Genomic DNA, 21,937 nt, shown 5'->3' on the forward strand with positions numbered 1-21,937 from the left:
AAGTGGCAGAGGCCAGTCCCCTCAATTACGCTGGCCTCCTTTTTTATTCCCAACAATATTTAGGTACTAGTATGAAAGCTCTACATTTCGGCGCAGGTAACATCGGCCGTGGCTTTATCGGAAAACTACTGGCAGACGCAGGTATCGCAGTTACCTTTGCTGACGTAAACGAAACTGTGGTTAACGCCCTTATCGAGCGCAACCAATATCCAGTTAAAGTAGTAGGTGCGGACGTTGTGGTTGAAGAGGTAACTAACGTTACTGCAATCAACTCAACCAGCCCTGAGATTGTAGATTTGATTGCATCAGTAGACATGGTTACTACAGCAGTAGGCCCAACAGTACTGAACATCATCTCTAAGACTATCGCGGACGGTATTGAGCTTCGCTTCGCTAACGGCAATGAAGCGCCACTTAACATCATCGCATGTGAGAACATGGTTCGTGGTACTAGCCAGCTTAAAGAAGCGGTATTTGGTCACCTTTCAGAAGAGACCAAAGCAAAAGCTGAACAGCAGATTGGCTTTGTAGACTCTGCTGTTGACCGTATCGTTCCACCAGCAGAAGAAGGCGAGACTGACCCACTAGCGGTTACCGTTGAAACCTTCAGCGAATGGATCGTAGATGAGACTCAGTTCAAGGGTGAGATTCCAAACATCCCTGGCATGGAGCGTACCGATAATCTGATGGCATTCGTTGAGCGTAAGCTATTTACTCTTAACACTGGTCACCTGATCACCGCATACCTTGGTGTACTAGCGGGCCACGAGACCATCAAAGACGCTATCGAAGATTCAGCAATCCATTCAGATGTACTTGCGGCAATGCAAGAGTCCGGTGAGGTGCTTATCCGTCGTTATGGTTTCGACCCAGAAGCGCACGCGGCGTACATTCAGAAGATCCTAGGCCGCTTTGCAAACCCTTACCTACGTGATGAAGTTGACCGTGTTGGTCGTCAGCCAATCCGTAAGCTAAGTCCGCAAGACCGCCTGGTTAAGCCGCTAAACGGTACTCTAGAGTACGGCTTGCCAAACTCTCATCTACTAAAAGGTATCGCAGCTGCATTCCTTTATAAGAATGATGACGACCCACAAGCGGTTGAGCTTCAGGCTATGTTTGCAGAAAAAGGCTTTGCAGAGACACTAGCTCACTACTCTGAGCTGAAAGTTGATGCTGAAGTTGTTAAACTGGCTGAACAAACATATTTAGCACTTAAATGATAACAATATCGAGTGCCGCTCCGGCGGCACTTTTTAGTTCAAAGAATCTAATGCCCATTTCTTCAGAACACGAAACCGAACTGCTCGAAGCCCTAGCCGATTCGCAAACAGCCAGCGAATGCCTAATGACGGCCTACGATGCCCTCGAAGACACTGTGGATGCCCTATTAAAGGCAATCTTCCACAAGGAGGACTATTCGGTAAAATACGTGGTCGACCCCTTGCTTACTAATGATGGTCCTCTAGGAGAGATCCTAGTAAGAACCAAGCTTTTGCTTGGTTTAGGAAGCATCAGCAAAGAGGTTTACGATGATATTGAGGTATTTGTAACCCTTCGCGAATGGGCAAAGCTCGAAGGTGACAAAGTCAGTTTTAACGACCCAAATGTTCTATTCGAGCTAAATAGGGTTAATTCTATCAGTACGATAATGCCTCTAGAATTTGATGAAGAGATAGTCTCTTCACTCTCCGGCTCTACCCTAGATATGTTTCTCGCAAGACACTTTCAAAAGGTTCGCTCAACCATAGTTCTTGCCATCACAGATATCATTCAATCTTTGGGCCGCGATAACGCCCTCAACTCCTAAACTTTATCTTTTTTCGGCCAAAGAAAAACCCCCAACACTTTCATGTCAGGGGTTTGCTAGCCAACCTTTTATCTTTCGATTATAGATCTTGGATGTTCTCAGCTTCTAGCTCTTGGAAGTAACGTAGCGTCTTCACTTTAAGCTCTTGTTGAGCTGGCTCATCAGCAACGATGATTGCTTTTTGGTGCATTTGAAGCGCAGTTACAGTCCACATGTGATTTACGCTACCTTCGATAGCCATCTGCAGAGCCTGTGCCTTATTGTGGCCTAGAGATAGGATCATCACCTCTTCAGCATCAAGCAGTGTCGCAACACCGATAGTCAGAGCGTACTTAGGCACTTGGTTGATATCGTTGTCGAAGAAACGAGAGTTTGCGATACGAGTATCTTCTGTCAGTGTCTTGATACGAGTGCGAGAAGACAGAGAAGAACCCGGTTCGTTAAATGCGATGTGACCGTCGATGCCTACACCACCCATGAACAGGTTGATCTTGCCGTATGAACGGATCTTTTCTTCGTATGCTGCACAGTGTGCATCGATGTCATCCGCTAAACCATCAAGAAGATTGATGTTGTCATCTTGGATATCAACATGGTTGAAGAAGTTGTTATACATGAAAGAGCGGTAAGACTCTGGATGCTCAGGGTCGATGCCCACGTACTCATCCATGTTGAAGGTCACAACGTGTTTGAAGCTCACTTCACCTTGTTGGTAAAGGTTGATCAACTCTTTGTAGGTTGTCATTGGCGTTCCGCCAGTTGGCAAACCAAGAACAAAAGGACGCTCCGCAGTTGGTTGGAAAGCATTGATCTTCTCAACGATGTGGCGCGCAGCCCATTTACCTACTTTTTCTGCATTTGTAAGTGGAATCAGTCTCATAACTCTACCTTTAGGGATTTGGTTTCAATGTTTTTTTGTAGTGTAAATTAAGTTGTCTTTTTGTCCACTGTTTTAGGTCAAATTTTTAACTATATCTCATTAATTTTTTATGAATAGCTATCTTTCAGATCGAAGACATTCCCGAAACACTAGTAATTATTTTTCTAGGTGAATTATGTTTTAGACAAAGAACCTCCTATTTATTTAATATTTTTAGTTTCGTTTGTGGACAGATAAGTTTCGATGTGAAAGAATTTACAAATCGAAACGAAACTTCATTGTTATGACCAAACGAAATACTCAGCTAAGAAGAAATACCATAGCCACCCTTGTTGAACAGCAAGGAGAGGTAACCGTAGAAGAACTAGCTCAACGATTTGAAACCTCTGAAGTCACCATTCGCAAAGATCTCGCCTCTCTGGAGCAAAGTGGTCAACTCCTACGTCGCTATGGCGGTGCCGTCTCTATTCCAACCGAAAGCCTACAAGAAGCTGTTGAGAAGAAGGTTTCTCAAAACAAGCTGGCCATGGCTGAAATGGCAGCTGGATTAATCAAGGACCACAACCGCATCATTATTGATTTTGGTAGCACTACAGGTGCTCTTGTTCCTCATTTGAATGAGAAGCGTGGTCTGGTGGTCATGACAAATTCACTCAATCTAGCTAACGCTTTAAACGAGCTAGAAAGTGAGCCAACCCTGCTGATGACAGGTGGTACCTGGGACTCCCATTCAGATGCCTTTCAAGGACAAGTGGCAGAAGCAGCCCTTCGCTCATACGACTTCGACCAGCTATTCGTTGGTGCTGACGGTGTAGACCTTGAGCGCGGCACGACTACCTTTAATGAGTTGATGGGATTAAGCCGCGTCATGGCAGAGGTATCCCGTGAAGTTATCGTAATGATCGAGTCTGAAAAGGTGGGGCGTCGTATCCCTAACCTAGAACTTGCGTGGGAAAACATCGACATCCTAATCACCGATGTCGACCTGACCGACGAACAAGTGTCTATTATTGAATCTAAGCAAGTACGTGTTCTACGTGCTTCAGCATAATTTTTAAAGCTATTACATAGTTTCGACTAGAAACCGGAGAATAAAACATGTGTGGAATTGTTGGTGCAGTAGCACAACGTGATGTAGCAGAAATCCTAGTTGAAGGCCTTCGTCGCCTTGAGTACCGTGGCTATGACTCAGCTGGTGTTGCTGTAGTAGATGCAGACTCAAACCTAACTCGCGTTCGTCGTCTAGGTAAGGTTCAAGAACTGGCTGACGCAGTTGAAGCTGAAGACGTAACTGGTGGTACTGGTATCGCTCACACTCGCTGGGCAACTCACGGTGAACCAAGCGAAGAAAACGCACACCCACATATGTCTGGTGACATTGCAGTAGTTCACAACGGCATCATCGAGAACCACGAAGAGCTGCGTGAGCTTCTTCAAAGCCGTGGCTATGTATTTACGTCTCAAACCGATACCGAAGTTATCGCTCACATGGTTGAGTGGGAACTGCGTACTTCTGAGACGCTACTTGAAGCACTACAAAAAACAGCCAAGCAGCTTGAAGGCGCATACGGCACAGTAGCTGTTGACCGCAAAGACCCTTCTCGCATAGTAGTAGCTCGCTCAGGTAGCCCTATCGTAATCGGTCTAGGTGTTGGCGAAAACTTCCTAGCGTCTGACCAACTTGCACTGCTAAACGTGACTCGCCGTTTTATCTACCTAGAAGAAGGTGATGTTGCGGAAATCACTCGTCGTGACGTTACTATCTTTGATGCGCAAGGTAACTCTGTTACTCGTGAAGCTCACGAGTCTAACGCTGAGCACGATGCAGGTGACAAAGGTCAATACCGTCACTTCATGCAGAAAGAAATCTTCGAGCAGCCTACTGCGCTTATCAACACTATGGAAGGCCGTATCTCTGATACAGCAGTTATCACTAATGCTATCGGTGTTAAAGCGGAAGAGATCCTTGAGAAGGTTGAGCACGTTCAAATCATCGCATGTGGTACTTCATACAACTCAGGTATGGCAGCACGCTACTGGTTCGAATCTATCGCTGGCGTAAGCTGTGATGTAGAAATTGCCTCTGAATTCCGCTACCGCAAGTTTGTAACTCGTCCAAACAGCCTACTTGTAACCCTATCTCAATCTGGTGAAACTGCAGATACCCTAGCAGCTCTTCGCCTAGCAAAAGAGAAAGGTTATATGGCTGCAATGACTATCTGTAACGTTGCAGGTTCTTCACTGGTTCGTGAATCTGACTTCGCCTTCATGACGCGCGCAGGTACCGAGATCGGTGTTGCATCGACTAAAGCATTCACCACTCAGCTAGCGGCTATGCTAATGATGGTTGTTTCTATCGGTCGTCTACAAGGTCGTGTAACTGCAGAGCGTGAAGCTGAGATCGTAAAATCTCTACACGCGCTTCCAGCACAAATCGAGCAAGCGCTAACATTTGATAAAGAGATCGAAGCACTAGCACCAGATTTCGCTGACAAGCATCACACCCTTTTCCTAGGTCGTGGTGAGTTCTACCCAATTGCGATGGAAGCATCTCTAAAACTAAAAGAGATCTCATACATCCACGCTGAAGCATACGCTGCAGGTGAGCTGAAACACGGCCCACTAGCTCTTATCGATGCAGACATGCCTGTAGTAGTTGTTGCACCAAACAACGACCTTCTAGAAAAGCTTAAGTCAAACATCGAAGAAGTTCGTGCACGTGGTGGTCTACTGTATGTATTCGCTGACGAGAAAGCTGGCTTCGAAGAAGACGAAAACATGAAGATCATCCGCATGCCTCACGTTGATGAAGTAACGGCACCTATCTTCTACACAGTGCCAATGCAGCTTCTGTCTTACCACGTAGCACTAATCAAGGGCACCGACGTTGACCAACCACGTAACCTAGCTAAAGCGGTTACTGTTGAGTAATGACTGCGTCGAGGTAGATTGAATTGGAAAAGGGGCTTTTAGCCCCTTTTTTTGTGTCTGCTTCATAGCCCCATCGGTTTGCCATTTGCTGCAGGTGAATCAAAACATTCTGATGAAAATAGGAACAAAAAAGCCACCATTTAATTGGTGGCTTTGCTTTTTATTAAGCTTGTGTATCTTCCACTCGAAGATTAATTGTGTGTGAGCCTATTACTAGTCTCAAGATACCATCGCTACCTACCAGCTCTTTAAGTTGTGTGAAGGCAGTGTGGTGAATATTGTTCAGCTCGGTCAAATCTTGTGGCTGAATATTCAGGTCTACATCTTCATCATTAGAAATTGCAACATAGCTTGAAATATCAAGGGTCAAGTCATCAACAACGACAGTAGCAGAACCGTTGTATTCATCGGCAGCCACTTGAGACATTGCTAGAGAAAGCTCTTTCTGAGGTACAAGAGCAAACAGTGCAGTTGTACCATCAAAGGTCGTTGCCTCTTTTACATTTGGTGTAGAAGTATCTACTAACCTAGCAACATACATGTCTTCACCAGGAACAGGGTGCAAAGTACCATCTTCACCTCGCTCCAGTGTACCGTCTTTAAGGCCTTGTAACTGGTCTGCTACCGACGGCTGGTTAGCTAGATCTTGTTGAAGAGATGTTTCTTTCAACTCATCTTGACGGTTAATCGCTTCATTTCTTGCATTAGCATCTAAGATGGCTTGTTCTCTCTCAGTAGCAGTTAACTCTGCTGTATTTCTTGCAGCATTCATCGATTTTTCAGCTTTTCTCGAAGCTACTTTCTCGTGATATGTACGTTCCGCTTCACGGCGAGCTTCAGGGGTCAACTGAGCCATTCCAGGAGTATCGCCAGTGTAGGTCGGTGGCGCAATTTGAGCATTAGGGTCAATAAGCTGCCCACGTCCTGGAGTGTCGCCCTTATAGTTTGGTGGAGCGATGCGACCTTCATCATCAACCAGATTAGGTGTCTTGTTACCATAAACTCGTGTCGGAGTCTTATTCACTCTCAAACTTGGTTCTTTTTGAGCAATTGGCTGAGGAACTTTCTGGGCGATCGCCTCAGGATTACCATTGTTTGGCTGAACTTCAGGTGCTTTAGAGCCACTATCACTACCACAACCAACAAGAGAAGCGGTTAAAAGTGCAGGTATGATTAATTTGTACATGTTTTTCTCCAAACATTATGCAAACGTTCATCAGGCCCCCCCCGATACAACTTCCGACAATCGCTTGGTTAAAACTAGTGATTAATTCGCTATCGATAATGATGTTTTTTTGCACATATGAAAACAGGCACAGAATATGATTTCAAAAATGAAAATACGTTCCTACTTAAATGAAAATTGAAGAGTTATGAGATAGATATGAGCTAGCAGAGTGATTGTTTGAAAAGGCAGGATTTGATTCACTGAAGTACAAACCAGTGAAAAACCCAAAGCCTAGAAACGACGAAGGGTCGCTATAATAGCGACCCTTCTAAATAATGGTACCGGTGGGCGGACTTGAACCGCCACGCCCGAAGGCAACGGATTTTGAATCCGTCGTGTATACCAATTTCACCACACCGGCTTTATACCTCAGAGGTACGTTGTGCATTATACGTGTCAGCACTAAGGGCGCAACATCAAATCTTATAATTTCTATTTGTTCGTTGTTTTTTTAGACACGGGAGGCAGTTTTCCCCCCTTATGGCTAGGCAATATCTGAGTAAATGGCTATTCTGGCGCGAGTTTTTGCAGTTTTATCTTTCATTCAAAATGAACAAATCTTCTACCCTACCTAAATCAGGTCTACTTCGTCGTCTTGCCGCCTGGTTCTATGACGGTTTAATAATTATCGCTATCGAGATGATGGCAGCGGGTATTGTTATCGCGATTCTCGAAGCTCTGGTTGCTGCTGGCTTGATGGATTACGGCAACTATATCGATGTCAGCGACTATCTGAGTCGCCATCCGGTATGGAGCCTATTATTCACTGCCTACCTAGCGACAATCTGGATTGGCTTCTTTGTGTACTTCTGGAGCAAAGCAGGTCAAACCGTTGGCATGCGCGCTTGGAAGCTGAGAGTACAAAACCCCGATGGCACCAACATCAGCATTACCCAAGCAGTAATTCGCGTGGCTACCTCAGCATTTGGTCTGAGTAACTTCGCTGTACCGCTCGACCCTCAAAAACGTGGATTCCACGATATCTGGGCAAAATCTGAGGTTGTGGTTTTACCCAAGGTTTAAATAGCAAAAAGGAGAGCAAATGCTCTCCTTTCTTTTATTTATAGCTTCCGCCTCAATAAGAGTATCGCCACCAGCATAAAGGCAAAGCTTGGTGCTATAGCCCCCCACATTGGTGGTATCTGATATACCAAGCTCAGCGGTCCAAAGAACTCTGAAGAGATGTAAAAGGCAAAGCCTGCAATTACACCCGACAGTATCCGCGCGCCCATGGTTACACTTCGCAGCGGACCAAATACAAATGAGAGTGCAAGCAACATCATTACCGCGATAGACAATGGCTGAGATATCTTGCGCCAGAACGCAAGCTCATAACGAGATGCATCCTGCTCTGAGTCTTTAAGATAATTGACGTAACTATTTAGCCCCGACAGAGATAGCTCTTCCGGTTTTACCGTTACTATCTCAAGCTTGTCTGGAGCGAGCGTGCTATTCCACTCCATTGTCGGCTCTGTATCCTTGGTGATCTGTGTTTCATTGGTATACAGGGTAGTTGTTACCTTTTGCAGTTCCCAATCATTGTCGCCAATATATTCTGCTTTCTGGGCAAAGATACTTCGAATCAGATTCTTATCGGCATCGTATTCCCAGATATTAACCGCATTCAGCTCATCACCATTTACACGACCAATATAGATAAAATCATTGGCATCTTTCGCCCAAACACCGGCACGGGTAGATACCATGTGACCACCAGATACAGACAGGGTACGCAGTTCACGAGCCATCTTCTGAGCCTGAGGCGCGCCCCATTCACCCAATAGCATGACCATAAACATCAGTGGCAGCGCGGTTTTAAGCACTGACATACCTATGTTTAGCTTTGAATAACCAGAGGCCTGCATAACGGTCAGCTCGGAGCTGGTTGCTAGTGTTCCTAGGGCGATCAAAGAGCCAAGCAACGCTGCCATAGGGAAAAAGAGCTCGATATCACGAGGGACACTCAACAGTACGAAGTACAAGGCGTGCATAAGGTCATAGGTACCACGACCTACCTTACGCAGTTGCTCAACATACTTGATGATGCCAGATAGCCCAACTAGGGTAACCAAACAGATAGAGCTGGTCGCGATAATGGTGCGACCGATATAGAGGTCTAGTATCTTAAACATCTATGCTGCCCTCTTCTGACGAATCTTATCTTTGAAGCGCCTTACCGGCAGACTATCCAAACTGTTCAAGACCACACCTACCACTAGAAGACCGATATTCATCGGCCACATTCCGATTACTTCAGAGATTTTGCCATCCTCAATCGCTGATTTGGCCGCACTGATAGACATAAAGTAAGCAAGATAGAACAAAATTGCTGGTCCCATCTTAGCGAAACGCCCCTGACGAGGGTTTACCTTTGATAGAGGGATAACCACCAACGTCAGTAGCGGAATACAGATAATCAAACTGATACGCCAATGAAGCTCCGCTCTAGCGCGGCGATCTGGGTTATTCCAAAGCTCAATAGTTGGAATCGCTTCAAAATCACGCCCTTTAGGCTTTACTTCACGCTGGCCAATCAGCGCATCGTACTCATCAAAGTCCGTCTGCATATAGTCAAGCTGTGTGGGAATTCCCTCAAAGCGAGTACCATCAAACAGTTTCAGGATCTGGCGACCGTCAGCAAGCTCTTGGGCTACCCCAGAATCAGCAAACGCTACACTAGGGCGAATCGAACCCTGACCAACTGTCTGTGCAATAAACACATTAGTGAGCTTCTTATCTTTCAGGTCATCAATAAACACCACCGCACTGCCGTCAGGCGTACGTTGGAACTGACCCTTTTGCAAAAGCTCGACACTGGTATCAGCAGCAAGTTGATCCATGATCTGCGCTTCTTTGTCTTGCGACCAAGGCGAAAAGTATAAAGAGTTAAATGCAGCCACACCTGAGGTGATAACCGCAAGATACAGCGCGGCCTGAATAAGGAACTTGTTCCCTATACCAGTCGCGTTCATCACTGTAATTTCACTCTCGGCGTACAGACGACCAAAAGTGAGCAAAATACCAATATATAGACTCAGTGGAAGCATCAACAAGCCCATAGCAGGCATGTTCAAACCGACAATAGTCATGATTAGGCGCGCCGGTATATCACCGTCGGATGCCTCTGCCAGTACGCTTATGAATCGCTGGCTTAGAAAGATCAAAAACAAGACGAAAAAGATCGCTAATTGACTCTTTATGGTCTCGCGGATCAAATATCTAACAATAATCACGCTAAATTCCCTATAAGCTCAGATGCAAAACTTGTATTTTTGCAGGAATCGCTATAATTTCTGATTGAAACTTTTATTTTTCAATTTTTTTTATAAATCGACAACAATTTAACTTGCTCAAACTTCTTGAGTAAACATAGCTCTTGACCAAGATTCAACAAGTTAAGTCGTCATTATCTAACATTTATTGTTGTTTGTCTTCAGGATGTAGGAGTAGGCATGGAGTTCAGTGTAAAAAGTGGTAGCCCAGAGAAACAGCGCAGTGCTTGCATTGTCGTTGGAGTATTCGAGCCACGTCGTCTTTCACCAGTAGCAGAGCAGCTTGATGAGATCAGTAATGGTTACCTAAGCTCACTTCTGCGTCGTGGTGACCTAGAAGGAAAGCCAGGACAAATGCTCCTCCTGCACCAAGTACCTGGTGTGCTTTCTGAACGCGTTCTTCTTGTTGGCTGTGGTAAAGAGCGTGAGCTCGGTGAGCGCCAATATAAAGAGATCATTCAAAAAACCATCAGCACCCTTAACGAAACCGGCTCAATGGAAGCGGTATGTTTCCTAACTGAACTGCACGTTAAAGGCCGTGACACTTACTGGAAGGTTCGTCAGGCAGTTGAAGCAACGCACGAAGGTCTGTACACCTTTGATCAGTTCAAGAGCAACAAGCCTGAGACTCGTCGCCCGCTACGCAAGCTAGTATTTAACGTACCAACTCGTCGTGAGCTGAGCATTGGTGAGCGCGCTATCAAGCACGGTCTTGCGGTTGCGGCTGGTGTTAACGCATCTAAAGATCTGGGCAACATGCCACCAAACGTGGCTAACCCAGCATACCTAGCCTCTCAGGCTCGTCGTCTAGCAGATGATTACGATACCGTGACCACTAAGATCATCGGTGAGCAAGAGATGGAAAAGCTAGGCATGACTTCATATCTAGCGGTTGGTCGTGGCTCTCACAACGAATCTATGATGTCGGTTATCGACTACAAGGGTAACCCTGACTCAGACGCTAAACCTATTGTACTTATCGGTAAGGGCCTAACCTTCGACTCAGGCGGTATCTCGCTTAAACCAGGCGAAGGTATGGACGAGATGAAGTACGACATGTGTGGTGCGGCAAGTGTATTCGGTGCAATGAAAGCGCTGGCTCAGCTAAACCTACCTATTAACGTGGTTGGCGTACTTGCTGGCTGTGAGAACATGCCAGGCAGCAACGCATACCGTCCAGGTGACATTCTGACTACCATGTCAGGTCAAACTGTTGAGGTTCTGAACACCGATGCTGAGGGTCGTCTAGTGCTGTGTGATGCGCTGACTTATGTTGAGCGTTTTGAGCCAGAATCAGTTGTCGATGTTGCGACTCTAACTGGCGCATGTGTGATTGCTCTGGGTCATCACATCAGTGGTGTTCTATCAAACCACAACCCGCTTGCACACGAGCTGGTAAACGCTTCTGAGCAGTCTGGTGACCGCGCATGGCGTCTGCCTATGGCTGATGAGTATCAAGAGCAGCTAGCTAGCCCGTTCGCAGATATGGCAAACATCGGTGGTCGCCCAGCAGGCACCATCACTGCTGGCTGTTTCTTAGCGCGCTTTGCCAAGAAGTACAACTGGGCTCACTTGGATATCGCAGGAACAGCTTGGAAGTCAGGTAAAGCCAAAGGCTCAACCGGACGTCCAGTATCGCTTCTGGTTCAGTTCCTACTGAATCGCAGCGGCCAAGAGATCGAAGAGTAATAGATTACGCCTCCCTCGGGAGGCCGTATACCCGAAATGATTGGAGATGCTGGTAGGCGGCCAACGAGCCAAGCGCCTGAGCATAGATAAACTATGTGATGGCGTTGGCGAGTGCCAGCCAACACCCCAGCATCTTCAAGTAAGAAGGGTATATTGATTTATGACCACAGCCACTTTTTACATCATAGAGCCAGACAGTCAGGCCGATAGTCCACAAGGCTTTCAAGACTATGTTCTCTATCTACTGAAGCACTTTGTTTCGCAAGGTGCTCGCATCTACCTGCATACCGACGACAGACAAGACGCAGAATCTTGGGATGACTTCTTGTTTCAACAAGATAATGATGCCTTTATTCCGCATAACCTAACCGGTGAAGGCCCACGCCAGGGCACCCCCGTTGAAATAGGTTTTCTACCCGCTCACCTCTCCAGAAACCGAAACTTACTCATCAACGTGTCGAATAATGAGACAAACTTTGCTCGAAGTGTGCATCAAGTGGTAGACTTCGTCCCTTGCGATGAAAAAGCAAAGCATACCGCCAGAGAAAGGTATAAAATTTACCGTCAGGCGGGCTATCAAATGCAAACCATCACCATCAAAAAATAATGTGGCTCAAACTCCATAGCTAAAGTTTTTAGCCCTTAACTAGGCTAAACCCTTAATTTATGCAGTTTGCCCTTAACTCAACTATCTAACGATCCATGTAAGAGCATTATGGAAAAGACATATAATCCAACTTCGATTGAACAAGCAACCTACCAAGCTTGGGAAGAAAAAGGCTACTTTAAGCCACACGGTGACACGACCAAAGAATCATACAGCATCATGATCCCACCGCCGAACGTCACCGGCAGTCTACACATGGGTCACGCGTTCCAAGACACCATCATGGATACTCTAATCCGCGCTGAGCGTATGAAAGGCAAAAACACCCTTTGGCAGGTAGGTACCGACCACGCCGGTATCGCTACTCAAATGGTAGTTGAGCGTAAGATCGCAGCAGAAGAAGGCAAAACTAAGCACGATTACGGTCGTGATGCCTTCATTGACAAGATCTGGGAATGGAAAGGCGAATCTGGTGGCACTATCACCAAACAGCTTCGTCGTCTGGGTGCATCGGTTGATTGGGACCGTGAGCGCTTCACTATGGACGATGGCCTATCTAACGCGGTTCAAGAAGTGTTTGTTCGCCTATATGAAGACGACCTAATCTATCGTGGTAAGCGTCTAGTTAACTGGGATCCTAAGCTACATACAGCTATCTCAGACCTAGAAGTAGAGAACAAAGACAAGAAGGGCCACATGTGGCACTTCCGCTACCCTCTAGCAAACGGTGTTAAGACTGCAGATGGCAAAGACTACATCGTAGTTGCGACCACTCGTCCTGAAACCATGCTTGGCGATACTGGTGTTGCTGTAAACCCAGAAGATCCACGCTACAAAGACCTAATCGGCAAAGAGATCCTGCTTCCTGTTGTAAACCGTCTTATCCCTATCGTAGGCGATGAGCACGCGGACATGGAAAAAGGCACAGGTTGTGTGAAGATCACACCTGCGCACGACTTCAATGACTACGAAGTTGGTAAGCGTCACAGCCTACCAATGATCAACATCCTGACCTTCAACGCTGACATCCGCGATGCGGCTGAGGTGTTCACCACTAACGGTGAGCCAAGCGATGCATACTCAACTGAGCTTCCTGCTAAATATCACGGCATGGAGCGCTTCGCCGCTCGTAAAGCTATCGTGGCTGAGTTTGAAGAGCTAGGTCTACTAGACGAAATCAAAGACCACGACCTAACTGTACCTTACGGCGACCGTGGTGGTGTGGTTATCGAACCAATGCTAACTGACCAATGGTATGTGCGTACTGCTCCTCTAGCAGAGACGGCAACCAAAGCGGTTGAAGATGGCGAGATTCAATTCGTTCCTAAGCAATACGAAAACATGTACTTCTCTTGGATGCGTGACATTCAAGACTGGTGTATCTCTCGTCAGCTTTGGTGGGGTCACCGCATCCCAGCATGGTACGACAACGACGGCAACGTATACGTAGGTCGTACTGAAGAAGAAGTGCGTGCAAACAACAACCTAGCGCCTGTAGTTGTTCTTCGCCAAGACGACGATGTACTGGATACCTGGTTCTCTTCTGCGCTATGGACATTCGGTACTCAAGGCTGGCCAGAGAACACTGAAGACCTGAAGACCTTCCACCCATCAGATGTGCTGGTAACTGGTTTTGACATCATCTTCTTCTGGGTTGCTCGCATGATCATGATGACCATGCACTTCTGTAAAGATGAAAACGGCAAACCACAAGTACCATTCAAGACTGTTTACGTTACTGGCCTTATCCGTGATGAGAACGGCGACAAGATGTCTAAGTCCAAGGGTAACGTTCTAGACCCAATCGACATGATCGATGGTATCGACCTTGAATCTCTAGTTGAAAAGCGCACTGGCAACATGATGCAGCCTCAGCTAGCGAAGAAGATCGAGAAGAACACACGTAAGACATTCGAGGATGGCATCGAACCATACGGTACTGACGCACTGCGTTTCACCCTAGCAGCTATGGCCTCTACTGGTCGTGACATCAACTGGGACATGAAGCGCCTTGAGGGTTACCGTAACTTCTGTAACAAGCTATGGAACGCAAGCCGTTACGTACTGATGAACACAGAAGAGCAAGATTGTGGCTTCAATGGTGGTGAGATTGAGTACTCACTAGCAGACAAGTGGATCGAATCTCAGTTCGAACTAGCAGCGAAAGAATTCAATGGTCACATTGATAACTTCCGTCTGGATATGGCTGCTAACACCATCTATGAGTTCATCTGGAACCAATTCTGTGACTGGTATCTAGAGCTAACCAAACCTGTTCTATGGAAAGGCACTGAAGCTCAGCAACGTGGTACGCGTCGCACTCTAATCACGGTTCTAGAGAAGACTCTGCGTCTAGCGCATCCTGTGATCCCTTACATCACCGAGACTATCTGGCAGAGCATCAAGCCACTGGTTGACGGCGTTGAAGGCGACACCATCATGCTACAGGCTCTGCCTCAGTATGATGAAGCGAACTTCAATCAAGAAGCTCTAGATGACATCGAGTGGGTTAAGGCATTTATCACTAGCATCCGTAACCTGCGTGCAGAGTACGACATCGCACCAAGCAAACCGCTAGACGTGATGCTAAAAGTGGCTGATGAGAAAGACGCACAGCGTGCAGAAGCAAACCGTCAGGTATTGGTATCTCTAGCTAAGCTAGAAGGCATCAAGCTGCTTGCTGAAGGCGAAGAGACTCCAGCATGTGCAACGGCTCTAGTGGGTAAGTCTGAGCTGATGATCCCTATGGCTGGCCTTATCGATAAAGACGCTGAACTAGCTCGTCTACAAGGCGAAGTTAAGAAGACTCAAGGTGAGATCAAGCGTCTTGAAGGCAAACTAAACAACCAAGGCTTCGTAGCGAAAGCACCTGAAGCGGTTGTAGCTAAAGAGCGTGAGAAGCTAGTGGGCTACCAAGAGACACTAACCAAGCTTGAAGAGCAGATGGCGACCATCGCCGCGCTTTAATAGGCAATTAAATGAGAAAGGGTTGACCATGTGTCAGCCCTTTTTTTATGCCTGATAGGTAGCACCTATCACACTTTTTGGTAAAAATCACTTGTGATAATGAGAATTATTATCAATAATAAATTCAGATTCACGAGATGAGTAGCCAATTATGAAAAAGACCATCAGCTTTGCATTCTTACACTTCACCATCGCTTTTAGTGTCGCTTACATTCTAACTGGCGATATCATCCTAGGTAGCTTGATAGCCATGACTGAGCCTGCGGTAAACACGGTTGCCTTCTATTTCCATGAGCTGGTTTGGCAGCGCTCTAACAAGCTTAGAGAGATAGCTAAGAATCCAAAAATCAAAACAGCCAGCTTCGCTGCCGTCCATTTTAGCGTCGCATTCAGCGTAGTGTATCTGTTAACTGGTGACGCATTGGCTGGTGGTATCATTGCCCTACTTGAGCCATCTATCAACACAGTCGCCTACTACTTCCACGAGAAGGTATGGCTTAAAATCCAAGACAACCGTTTTGCCCACGCATAAAAAAGCCCGCTCAATTGAGCGGGCCCTTAAATCTGCTAACGGCAATTACTCTTGCTCGTCTTCTTCATCGTCATACACTAGTGCATCTTCGCCTTCATAGAAGGTGCCCCAGCCATCGTAGATGATGTCGTATTTCTCAGCTAGGTTGATAAGCTTTTCAGCCTGCTCATCGATAAGCTCAGCATCTAGAGCGCAGCTCATTGTTGCATCACAACAAAGAAGCTTAGTGCCATCTTCATCTTCGGTTTCTTCTGCTTCAAGAACCTCGAAGCCCATCTTAAATGCTTCTACTACCGCTTTTTCAAGGGTTTCAAAGTTTTCAGCCATTAGATGGTGTTCAATCTCATACAGAGCATCCGGCTCACTACCATCTTCAAGAAGCGCTGCGATGATGTCGCGCGTATCTTCTTTTTGGATTTCAATCAGCTCTTCAACAGATAGGTAATCTTCTGCTTGTGACATGGAGATGCTCCCGAGTTTTATATCATTCAAAGTGTGTTCCGGACGAAATATGGCACGGTTACAGGAAAAATGAAAGAAGTTCATCCAACCTATTATTAGCAGTCAAACTAAGCCCAAGTAAAAACAGAACCACAACAGAATACAAAATCATTAAAAATACGCCAATGTGTATTTTTACGCATGATTTTTAAATTTAAATGCATTAGGATGAGTTTATGCGACTCCAGTAAAGGAAAGGACAATGGCGTACAATTTGAGAAACCGCAACTTTTTAAAACTATTAGATTTTACCCCTAAAGAGATCGGTTTTCTGCTCGATCTTTCTGCTGAGCTGAAGAAAGCCAAATACTCAGGTACCGAGCAAAAGAAATTAGTGGGTAAAAACATCGCCCTTATCTTTGAAAAAGCCTCGACTCGAACTCGCTGTGCCTTTGAAGTGGCTGCCTTCGACCAAGGAGCTCAGGTCTCTTATCTCGGCCCGTCCGGCTCTCAAATCGGTCACAAAGAGTCGATGAAAGATACCGCTCGCGTATTGGGTCGCATGTACGATGGCATTGAATATCGTGGTTTTGGCCAAGAGCGTGTAGAAGAGTTAGGGCAATATGCCGGCGTTCCGGTTTGGAATGGCCTCACTAATGAATTCCACCCAACCCAAATCCTGGCAGACTTCCTCACCATGGTAGAGCATGGTAAGGGTAAGCAACTGCATGAGATCACCTTCGCCTACCTTGGTGATGCCCGCAATAACATGGGTAACTCACTATTGGTTGGCGCAGCTAAGATGGGTATGGATGTGCGTATGGTGGCACCAAAGGCATTCTGGCCCGAACAAGAGTTGGTTGAGCAATGCCTGCAGATAGGAGAGTCTACCGGTGCCAAGATCACCCTAACCGAGGATGTGAAAGCCGGAGTGGATGGTTGTGACTACCTATATACCGATGTATGGGTCTCTATGGGTGAATCCGACGAAGCCTGGAAAGAACGCATCGAGCTAATGAAGCCGTATCAGGTAAACATGCAAGCCATCAAGGATACCAACAATCCTCAGGTTAAGTTCATGCACTGCCTTCCCGCCTTCCATGATGACCAAACCACCATCGGTAAAGAGGTTTGTGAGAAATACGGTCTACAAGGGCTAGAAGTAACCGATGAGGTATTCGAATCTGAGCACTCCATCGTATTTGATCAGGCAGAGAACAGAATGCACACCATCAAGGCGGTTATGGTTGCAACACTTGGTCACTAAATCGTGACGCAATCGCTTGCGTTGTAGACGGTGGCGCGTATAATCCTGAGCAAATTATAGGAGGAGCGAATGCTACCAAGTGGCAACAACAAACCGAATAAAGCACACTGCATTTGCCGTGTACGTCTCCTATTTTTAAACAGTTAATAATAGCCTCCCATTATGGGGGGCTTTTTTATGCCCAGTTACCATTCCACTGAAGGAAGAAGACCATGCAAAATACGCTTTTTAACAAGCACGTCATCTCTATCCCTGAGTTGAGCAGAGATGAATTGGAGTTGATCGTTCAAACCGCAGGCAAGCTTAAATCTGAGCCTATGCCGGAATTGCTAAAGAACAAAGTTGTTGCAAGCTGCTTCTTCGAGCCGTCTACCCGTACCCGTCTTTCTTTTGAAACCGCGATTCAGCGCGTTGGTGGTAGCGTAATCGGCTTTGATAACGGCGGTAACACCTCGCTCGCAAAGAAAGGCGAGACCCTAGCGGACTCAGTTCAGGTTATCTCTACCTATGTTGATGCCTTTGTAATGCGCCACCCTCAAGAAGGTGCGGCTCGTCTAGCCTCTGAGTTCTCTAACGGTGTACCAGTAATCAATGCAGGTGACGGTTCAAACCAGCATCCGACTCAAACCCTGCTAGACCTATTCTCTATCTATGAGACTCAAGGCACTCTAGATAACCTAAACGTTGCTTTTGTTGGTGACCTCAAGTACGGCCGTACGGTTCACTCCCTGACTCAAGCTTTGGCTAAGTTCAACAATGTGCGCTTCTACTTTATCGCGCCAGAAGCACTGGCTATGCCAGATTACATCTGTGAAGAGCTAGACGAAGCAGGCATCAGCTATAGCCTACACACAGATATGGAAAGCGTTATCCCTGAACTGGATATCCTATACATGACTCGCGTACAGAAAGAACGCTTCGATGAGTCTGAATACGCACACATCAAATCAGCGTACATCCTGACCGCTTCTCTTCTTACTGAAGCGAAAGAGAATCTGAAGGTTCTGCACCCGCTACCACGTGTTGATGAGATCACCACAGACGTAGATAAAACGCCGCACGCTTACTACTTCACTCAAGCGGAAAACGGTGTATATGCTCGCGAGGCACTGCTCGCTCTAGTCCTTAATCAAGCCCTGTAATAGAAGAGATTTTTATCATGACTAAGCCGACTCAATTACAAGTAGAAGCAATCAAAGACGGAACGGTTATCGACCATATCCCAGCTCACGTGGGCATCAAAGTACTTAAGCTGTTCTCCATGGACCAATCTAATCAGCGTGTAACCGTTGGCCTTAACCTGCCATCATCTGCGCTGGGTGCAAAAGACCTACTGAAGATTGAAAATGTGTTCATCAATAAAGAGCAAGCGAGCAAGCTAGCTCTGTATGCACCTCATGCAACTGTGAACCAAATCGAAGACTATCAGGTAGTGAAGAAGCTCGAGCTTACCCTTCCTGAGCAAGTAAAAGGTGTGTTCGAGTGCCCTAACTCAAACTGTATCACCCATGGTGAGCCAGTTGAGAGCCACTTCAACGTTATCGAGAAAAAAGACTCTATCCGACTAAAGTGCAAATACTGTGAGAAAGTCTATTCACGCGAGGTAGTTACTGAGTTATAACAGTAGCTTCAGCAAAAAAAACACAATCGGACAGAAGATGACTAAAGTACTTCACACAGAACAAGCTCCTGCAGCTATCGGCCCATACGTACAGGGTGTTGACCTAGGTAACATGGTAATGACTTCAGGTCAGATCCCAATCAACCCAGCGACTGGTGAGATCCCTGCAGACATCGCTGACCAAGCACGTCAGTCTCTAGAGAACGTTAAAGCGGTAGTTGAGTCATCAGGCCTAACCGTATCTGACATCAAGAAGATGACCGTATTCGTAAAAGACCTAAACGACTTCGTTACTGTAAACGAGGTGTACGGCAAGTTCTTTGATGAGCACAAGGTTGAGAACTACCCTGCTCGTTCATGTGTAGAGGTTGCACGTCTACCTAAAGATGTAGGTATCGAGATTGAAGCTATCGCAGTTCGCGCTTAGGTTTAAGCATTAAAAAAGGGAGCTCAGCTCCCTTTTTTATTATTTGTTTTTCACGCCATCTGCGGCATTTCTCGCATCCACTTCCGCATCCAAGCTTTCTAGCTTTTCCTTCATGCTCTCGCGACACACCTCAGCCAATTTACGTACATCCGACTTAGAGTACTCAGAGGTATCAACCGGTGGCAGCATCTCGATGATTACATGGCCATTATTCCAACGGTTCAGTTTGATCTTATCTTGAGTGGTACTGCACACGATCGGAATAATCGGCGTTTCTGCACCGATAGCCGCGTGGAAAGCTCCGGTTTTAAATGGCATCAAACCACGACCGCGCGAACGAGTACCCTCTGGGAACATCCATACCGACAGATGCGTCTGCTTCATCTTCTCGATAACCTGATCGATAGTGCCCATAGCTTTAGAGCGGTTTGCACGGTCAATCAAAATATTACCAGTCAACCAATAGATCTGACCAAATAGAGGTAGCCACAGCAGGCTCTTCTTACCCACAGTAACCACATTTGGGGTTACTGCTGAAGAAACCGTAAACAGGTCCCAAGTGTTCTGGTGGTTAGCGATATAGACTGCTTGACCTCGCTTGTAGGCATCCTCAGGAAGACGCAACTCAAGCTTAATACCAAATGCGCGATGCATGGCACCGAACATACGACCAAAGGTAAACACGTGCTTTGGATTTCTTGGACTAAACAAGCAGTAGCCGCATCCAAAGATAAACATCAACACGGCAAAAATAGCGACGATAATCACGCGCACTAAAGCAATCATTAACTCTTTCCCTACGGATTCATACTCAGATAACCTCTCGGCTCTTCATGATTGAAGATATTGAGGCAATTTGGCTATGTTCCGCGAACTGTAAAACCGATGAAATTTCGCGCAAATTGTTAAAATTTGCGGAAATAATGACGGCTAAGTGTATCAAATAAAAAAGCCGAAACCATAAGGTTTCGGCTATAAAATACTACCTAAAGCGACTAATCTTTGAATCTTTCGATATTAGCGCCAAGTTGGCTCAGTTTGTCTTCGATACGGTCGTAACCACGGTCGATATGATAGATACGATCGACAATGGTTTCACCCTTCGCGATACAGCCAGCGATAACCAAGCTCGCTGATGCACGTAGGTCGGTTGCCATTACCTGAGTACCGCTCAGACCTTCACTATCACCACAAATAACAGTGTGACCTTCGATCTCTGCCTTTGCGCCCATACGTTGAAGTTCAGGTACGTGCATAAAACGATTTTCAAAGATGGTCTCAGTGATTACGCCACCGCCCTTAGCCATCATGTTAAGCAGAGTGAACTGTGCTTGCATATCGGTTGGGAAGCCTGGATGTGGAGCTGTACGCACTGTAATAGCTTTCAGCTCACGACCTGTCATATCCAAACCAATCCAGTCGTCACCTGTAGTCACTTCAGCACCCGCTTCTTCAAGCTTAGCTAGAACTGCCTCTAACAGGCTAGCACGGGTATTGCGACATACGATCTTACCGCCAGATACAGCAGCAGCTACTAGGAAGGTACCTGTTTCGATACGGTCAGGAACCACAGCGTGTTCACCACCAGCAAGACGATCAACGCCTTCGATAGTGATAGTATCTGTGCCTGCACCAGAAATCTTCGCACCCAAAGCGTTTAGGAACTCAGCAGTATCTACGATCTCAGGCTCACGCGCAGCGTTATCCAAAGTAGTAGTTCCCTCAGCAAGGGTAGCTGCACTCATAATGGTGATGGTTGCGCCTACGCTTACCTTGTCCATTACGATATGTGCACCCTTTAGTCGACCGTCAACAGAGGCTTTTACATAACCATCTTCAAGAACGATATTCGCACCTAGGCTCTCAAGACCTTGGATGTGCAGATCAACTGGACGCGCACCGATAGCGCAACCACCAGGTAGACTCACCTGACCATGGCCAAAACGAGCAACCAATGGACCCAAAGCCCAAATAGACGCGCGCATGGTTTTTACTAAGTCGTACGGTGCTGTGTACTCGTTGATGCCTGACGCATCAACATGAATATTGGTGGTTTCACCTTCACGCTCGGCATTTGCGCCCAACTGCTTAAGTAGGGCTAGAGTGGTATCGATGTCACGTAGCTTAGGTACGTTGCGGATAACCACTGGCTCTTCAGCTAGGATAGCGGAGAACAAAATCGGTAGGGCTGCGTTCTTCGCACCCGAAATAGAAACTTCACCACTCAGTGGTTGGGACGATCCCGTAACTCGAAATTTTTCCATCAAA

At 46.4% G+C, this 21,937-nt stretch carries 20 protein-coding genes and 1 tRNA gene; 13 read left to right on the forward strand and 8 right to left on the reverse strand.

Annotation, left to right across the window (positions count from 1 at the left end):
• The first annotated feature begins 71 nt into the window (after window positions 1–71).
• Window positions 72–1,220 carry a mannitol-1-phosphate 5-dehydrogenase gene (locus Pcarn_RS11850; RefSeq protein WP_261834061.1) on the forward strand — a complete coding sequence of 383 codons (1,149 nt, stop codon included), beginning with the start codon at window positions 72–74 and terminating at the stop codon, window positions 1,218–1,220.
• A gap of 50 nt (window positions 1,221–1,270) precedes the next feature.
• Complete coding sequence (locus tag Pcarn_RS11855) at window positions 1,271–1,807, forward strand: MltR family transcriptional regulator (RefSeq protein WP_261834062.1); 537 nt, start codon at window positions 1,271–1,273, stop codon at window positions 1,805–1,807.
• A 79-nt stretch (window positions 1,808–1,886) separates the two neighbouring features.
• Here the strand turns inward: Pcarn_RS11855 and nagB are convergent, their stop codons facing one another.
• Window positions 1,887–2,687, reverse strand: coding sequence for a glucosamine-6-phosphate deaminase (gene nagB, locus Pcarn_RS11860; protein WP_261834063.1), 801 nt, complete (start codon window positions 2,685–2,687; stop codon window positions 1,887–1,889).
• Window positions 2,688–2,970: 283 nt separating this feature from the next.
• Here nagB and Pcarn_RS11865 point away from each other — a divergent pair, with 283 nt between their 5' ends.
• Together Pcarn_RS11865 and glmS are read left to right on the forward strand one after the other, a co-directional pair.
• Window positions 2,971–3,738, forward strand: coding sequence for a DeoR/GlpR family DNA-binding transcription regulator (locus Pcarn_RS11865; protein WP_261834064.1), 768 nt, complete (start codon window positions 2,971–2,973; stop codon window positions 3,736–3,738).
• Window positions 3,739–3,785: 47 nt separating this feature from the next.
• The gene (glmS, locus tag Pcarn_RS11870) at window positions 3,786–5,618 is read left to right on the forward strand and encodes a glutamine--fructose-6-phosphate transaminase (isomerizing) (protein ID WP_261834065.1); all 1,833 of its coding nucleotides are present in this window, start codon (window positions 3,786–3,788) and stop codon (window positions 5,616–5,618) included.
• A 163-nt stretch (window positions 5,619–5,781) separates the two neighbouring features.
• Here the strand turns inward: glmS and Pcarn_RS11875 are convergent, their stop codons facing one another.
• Both Pcarn_RS11875 and Pcarn_RS11880 read right to left on the reverse strand, forming a co-directional pair.
• Entirely contained in the window at window positions 5,782–6,804 is a 1,023-nt protein-coding gene (locus tag Pcarn_RS11875; protein WP_261834066.1) for a hypothetical protein, read from the reverse strand.
• Between the two features lie 318 nt (window positions 6,805–7,122).
• Window positions 7,123–7,207, reverse strand: a tRNA-Leu gene (locus Pcarn_RS11880).
• A 188-nt stretch (window positions 7,208–7,395) separates the two neighbouring features.
• Between Pcarn_RS11880 and Pcarn_RS11885 the strand changes: the two genes are divergently transcribed.
• On the forward strand, window positions 7,396–7,869 hold the full coding sequence (locus tag Pcarn_RS11885; RefSeq protein WP_261834067.1) for an RDD family protein: 474 nt from the start codon (window positions 7,396–7,398) through the stop codon (window positions 7,867–7,869).
• Between the two features lie 38 nt (window positions 7,870–7,907).
• Here the strand turns inward: Pcarn_RS11885 and lptG are convergent, their stop codons facing one another.
• Window positions 7,908–8,978 carry an LPS export ABC transporter permease LptG gene (gene lptG, locus Pcarn_RS11890; RefSeq protein WP_261834068.1) on the reverse strand — a complete coding sequence of 357 codons (1,071 nt, stop codon included), beginning with the start codon at window positions 8,976–8,978 and terminating at the stop codon, window positions 7,908–7,910.
• Window positions 8,979–10,079 (reverse strand): LPS export ABC transporter permease LptF, encoded by a 1,101-nt coding sequence (lptF, locus tag Pcarn_RS11895; protein ID WP_261834069.1) that lies wholly within the window; start codon window positions 10,077–10,079, stop codon window positions 8,979–8,981.
• 219 nt (window positions 10,080–10,298) lie between these two features.
• Here lptF and pepA point away from each other — a divergent pair, with 219 nt between their 5' ends.
• The 4 genes from pepA to Pcarn_RS11915 all read left to right on the forward strand — a co-directional run bounded on the left by pepA (window position 10,299) and on the right by Pcarn_RS11915 (window position 15,913).
• Window positions 10,299–11,807 (forward strand): leucyl aminopeptidase, encoded by a 1,509-nt coding sequence (gene pepA, locus Pcarn_RS11900; protein ID WP_261834070.1) that lies wholly within the window; start codon window positions 10,299–10,301, stop codon window positions 11,805–11,807.
• 160 nt (window positions 11,808–11,967) lie between these two features.
• On the forward strand, window positions 11,968–12,414 hold the full coding sequence (locus Pcarn_RS11905) for a DNA polymerase III subunit chi (protein ID WP_261834071.1): 447 nt from the start codon (window positions 11,968–11,970) through the stop codon (window positions 12,412–12,414).
• Window positions 12,415–12,522: 108 nt separating this feature from the next.
• The gene (locus tag Pcarn_RS11910) at window positions 12,523–15,381 is read left to right on the forward strand and encodes a valine--tRNA ligase (protein ID WP_261834072.1); all 2,859 of its coding nucleotides are present in this window, start codon (window positions 12,523–12,525) and stop codon (window positions 15,379–15,381) included.
• 151 nt (window positions 15,382–15,532) lie between these two features.
• Complete coding sequence (locus tag Pcarn_RS11915) at window positions 15,533–15,913, forward strand: DUF2061 domain-containing protein (protein WP_261834073.1); 381 nt, start codon at window positions 15,533–15,535, stop codon at window positions 15,911–15,913.
• Window positions 15,914–15,958: 45 nt separating this feature from the next.
• On the opposite strand, the gene rraB is transcribed toward Pcarn_RS11915, so the two are convergent.
• Window positions 15,959–16,375 (reverse strand): ribonuclease E inhibitor RraB, encoded by a 417-nt coding sequence (gene rraB, locus Pcarn_RS11920; RefSeq protein WP_261834074.1) that lies wholly within the window; start codon window positions 16,373–16,375, stop codon window positions 15,959–15,961.
• Between the two features lie 241 nt (window positions 16,376–16,616).
• Between rraB and argF the strand changes: the two genes are divergently transcribed.
• From argF to Pcarn_RS11940, 4 genes are all read left to right on the forward strand, one after another.
• Window positions 16,617–17,621: an ornithine carbamoyltransferase gene (argF, locus tag Pcarn_RS11925; protein WP_261834075.1), complete on the forward strand. Its 1,005-nt coding sequence runs from the start codon at window positions 16,617–16,619 to the stop codon at window positions 17,619–17,621.
• Window positions 17,622–17,833: 212 nt separating this feature from the next.
• A complete protein-coding gene (gene pyrB / locus Pcarn_RS11930) occupies window positions 17,834–18,763 on the forward strand; it encodes an aspartate carbamoyltransferase (protein WP_261834076.1) in 930 nt (309 codons plus the stop codon).
• A gap of 17 nt (window positions 18,764–18,780) precedes the next feature.
• Entirely contained in the window at window positions 18,781–19,242 is a 462-nt protein-coding gene (pyrI, locus tag Pcarn_RS11935; protein ID WP_261834077.1) for an aspartate carbamoyltransferase regulatory subunit, read from the forward strand.
• Between the two features lie 37 nt (window positions 19,243–19,279).
• Window positions 19,280–19,669: a RidA family protein gene (locus Pcarn_RS11940; RefSeq protein ID WP_261834078.1), complete on the forward strand. Its 390-nt coding sequence runs from the start codon at window positions 19,280–19,282 to the stop codon at window positions 19,667–19,669.
• Between the two features lie 39 nt (window positions 19,670–19,708).
• Here the strand turns inward: Pcarn_RS11940 and Pcarn_RS11945 are convergent, their stop codons facing one another.
• Both Pcarn_RS11945 and murA read right to left on the reverse strand, forming a co-directional pair.
• Window positions 19,709–20,455, reverse strand: a complete 747-nt coding sequence (locus Pcarn_RS11945; RefSeq protein ID WP_261834079.1) for a 1-acylglycerol-3-phosphate O-acyltransferase — start codon at window positions 20,453–20,455, stop codon at window positions 19,709–19,711.
• A gap of 209 nt (window positions 20,456–20,664) precedes the next feature.
• Complete coding sequence (murA, locus tag Pcarn_RS11950; protein WP_261834080.1) at window positions 20,665–21,933, reverse strand: UDP-N-acetylglucosamine 1-carboxyvinyltransferase; 1,269 nt, start codon at window positions 21,931–21,933, stop codon at window positions 20,665–20,667.
• Window positions 21,934–21,937: the final 4 nt, after the last annotated feature.

The sequence above is a fragment of the Vibrio ishigakensis genome, assembly GCF_024347675.1.
Lineage (GTDB): Bacteria > Pseudomonadota > Gammaproteobacteria > Enterobacterales > Vibrionaceae > Vibrio > Vibrio ishigakensis.

Bases quoted from the DNA above. Each gene is read 5' to 3' on its own strand.
- Pcarn_RS11945 (WP_261834079.1), bottom strand. From the start codon at position 20,455: ATGATTGCTTTAGTGCGCGTGATTATCGTCGCTATTTTTGCCGTGTTG.
- glmS (WP_261834065.1), top strand. From the start codon at position 3,786: ATGTGTGGAATTGTTGGTGCAGTAGCACAACGTGATGTAGCAGAAATC.
- rraB (WP_261834074.1), bottom strand. From the start codon at position 16,375: ATGTCACAAGCAGAAGATTACCTATCTGTTGAAGAGCTGATTGAAATC.
- lptG (WP_261834068.1), bottom strand. From the start codon at position 8,978: ATGTTTAAGATACTAGACCTCTATATCGGTCGCACCATTATCGCGACC.
- argF (WP_261834075.1), top strand. From the start codon at position 16,617: ATGGCGTACAATTTGAGAAACCGCAACTTTTTAAAACTATTAGATTTT.
- Pcarn_RS11875 (WP_261834066.1), bottom strand. From the start codon at position 6,804: ATGTACAAATTAATCATACCTGCACTTTTAACCGCTTCTCTTGTTGGT.
- Pcarn_RS11885 (WP_261834067.1), top strand. From the start codon at position 7,396: ATGAACAAATCTTCTACCCTACCTAAATCAGGTCTACTTCGTCGTCTT.
- Pcarn_RS11855 (WP_261834062.1), top strand. From the start codon at position 1,271: ATGCCCATTTCTTCAGAACACGAAACCGAACTGCTCGAAGCCCTAGCC.
- pepA (WP_261834070.1), top strand. From the start codon at position 10,299: ATGGAGTTCAGTGTAAAAAGTGGTAGCCCAGAGAAACAGCGCAGTGCT.
- pyrB (WP_261834076.1), top strand. From the start codon at position 17,834: ATGCAAAATACGCTTTTTAACAAGCACGTCATCTCTATCCCTGAGTTG.
- Pcarn_RS11910 (WP_261834072.1), top strand. From the start codon at position 12,523: ATGGAAAAGACATATAATCCAACTTCGATTGAACAAGCAACCTACCAA.
- nagB (WP_261834063.1), bottom strand. From the start codon at position 2,687: ATGAGACTGATTCCACTTACAAATGCAGAAAAAGTAGGTAAATGGGCT.
- murA (WP_261834080.1), bottom strand. From the start codon at position 21,933: ATGGAAAAATTTCGAGTTACGGGATCGTCCCAACCACTGAGTGGTGAA.
- Pcarn_RS11940 (WP_261834078.1), top strand. From the start codon at position 19,280: ATGACTAAAGTACTTCACACAGAACAAGCTCCTGCAGCTATCGGCCCA.
- Pcarn_RS11905 (WP_261834071.1), top strand. From the start codon at position 11,968: ATGACCACAGCCACTTTTTACATCATAGAGCCAGACAGTCAGGCCGAT.
- Pcarn_RS11850 (WP_261834061.1), top strand. From the start codon at position 72: ATGAAAGCTCTACATTTCGGCGCAGGTAACATCGGCCGTGGCTTTATC.
- Pcarn_RS11915 (WP_261834073.1), top strand. From the start codon at position 15,533: ATGAAAAAGACCATCAGCTTTGCATTCTTACACTTCACCATCGCTTTT.
- pyrI (WP_261834077.1), top strand. From the start codon at position 18,781: ATGACTAAGCCGACTCAATTACAAGTAGAAGCAATCAAAGACGGAACG.
- Pcarn_RS11865 (WP_261834064.1), top strand. From the start codon at position 2,971: ATGACCAAACGAAATACTCAGCTAAGAAGAAATACCATAGCCACCCTT.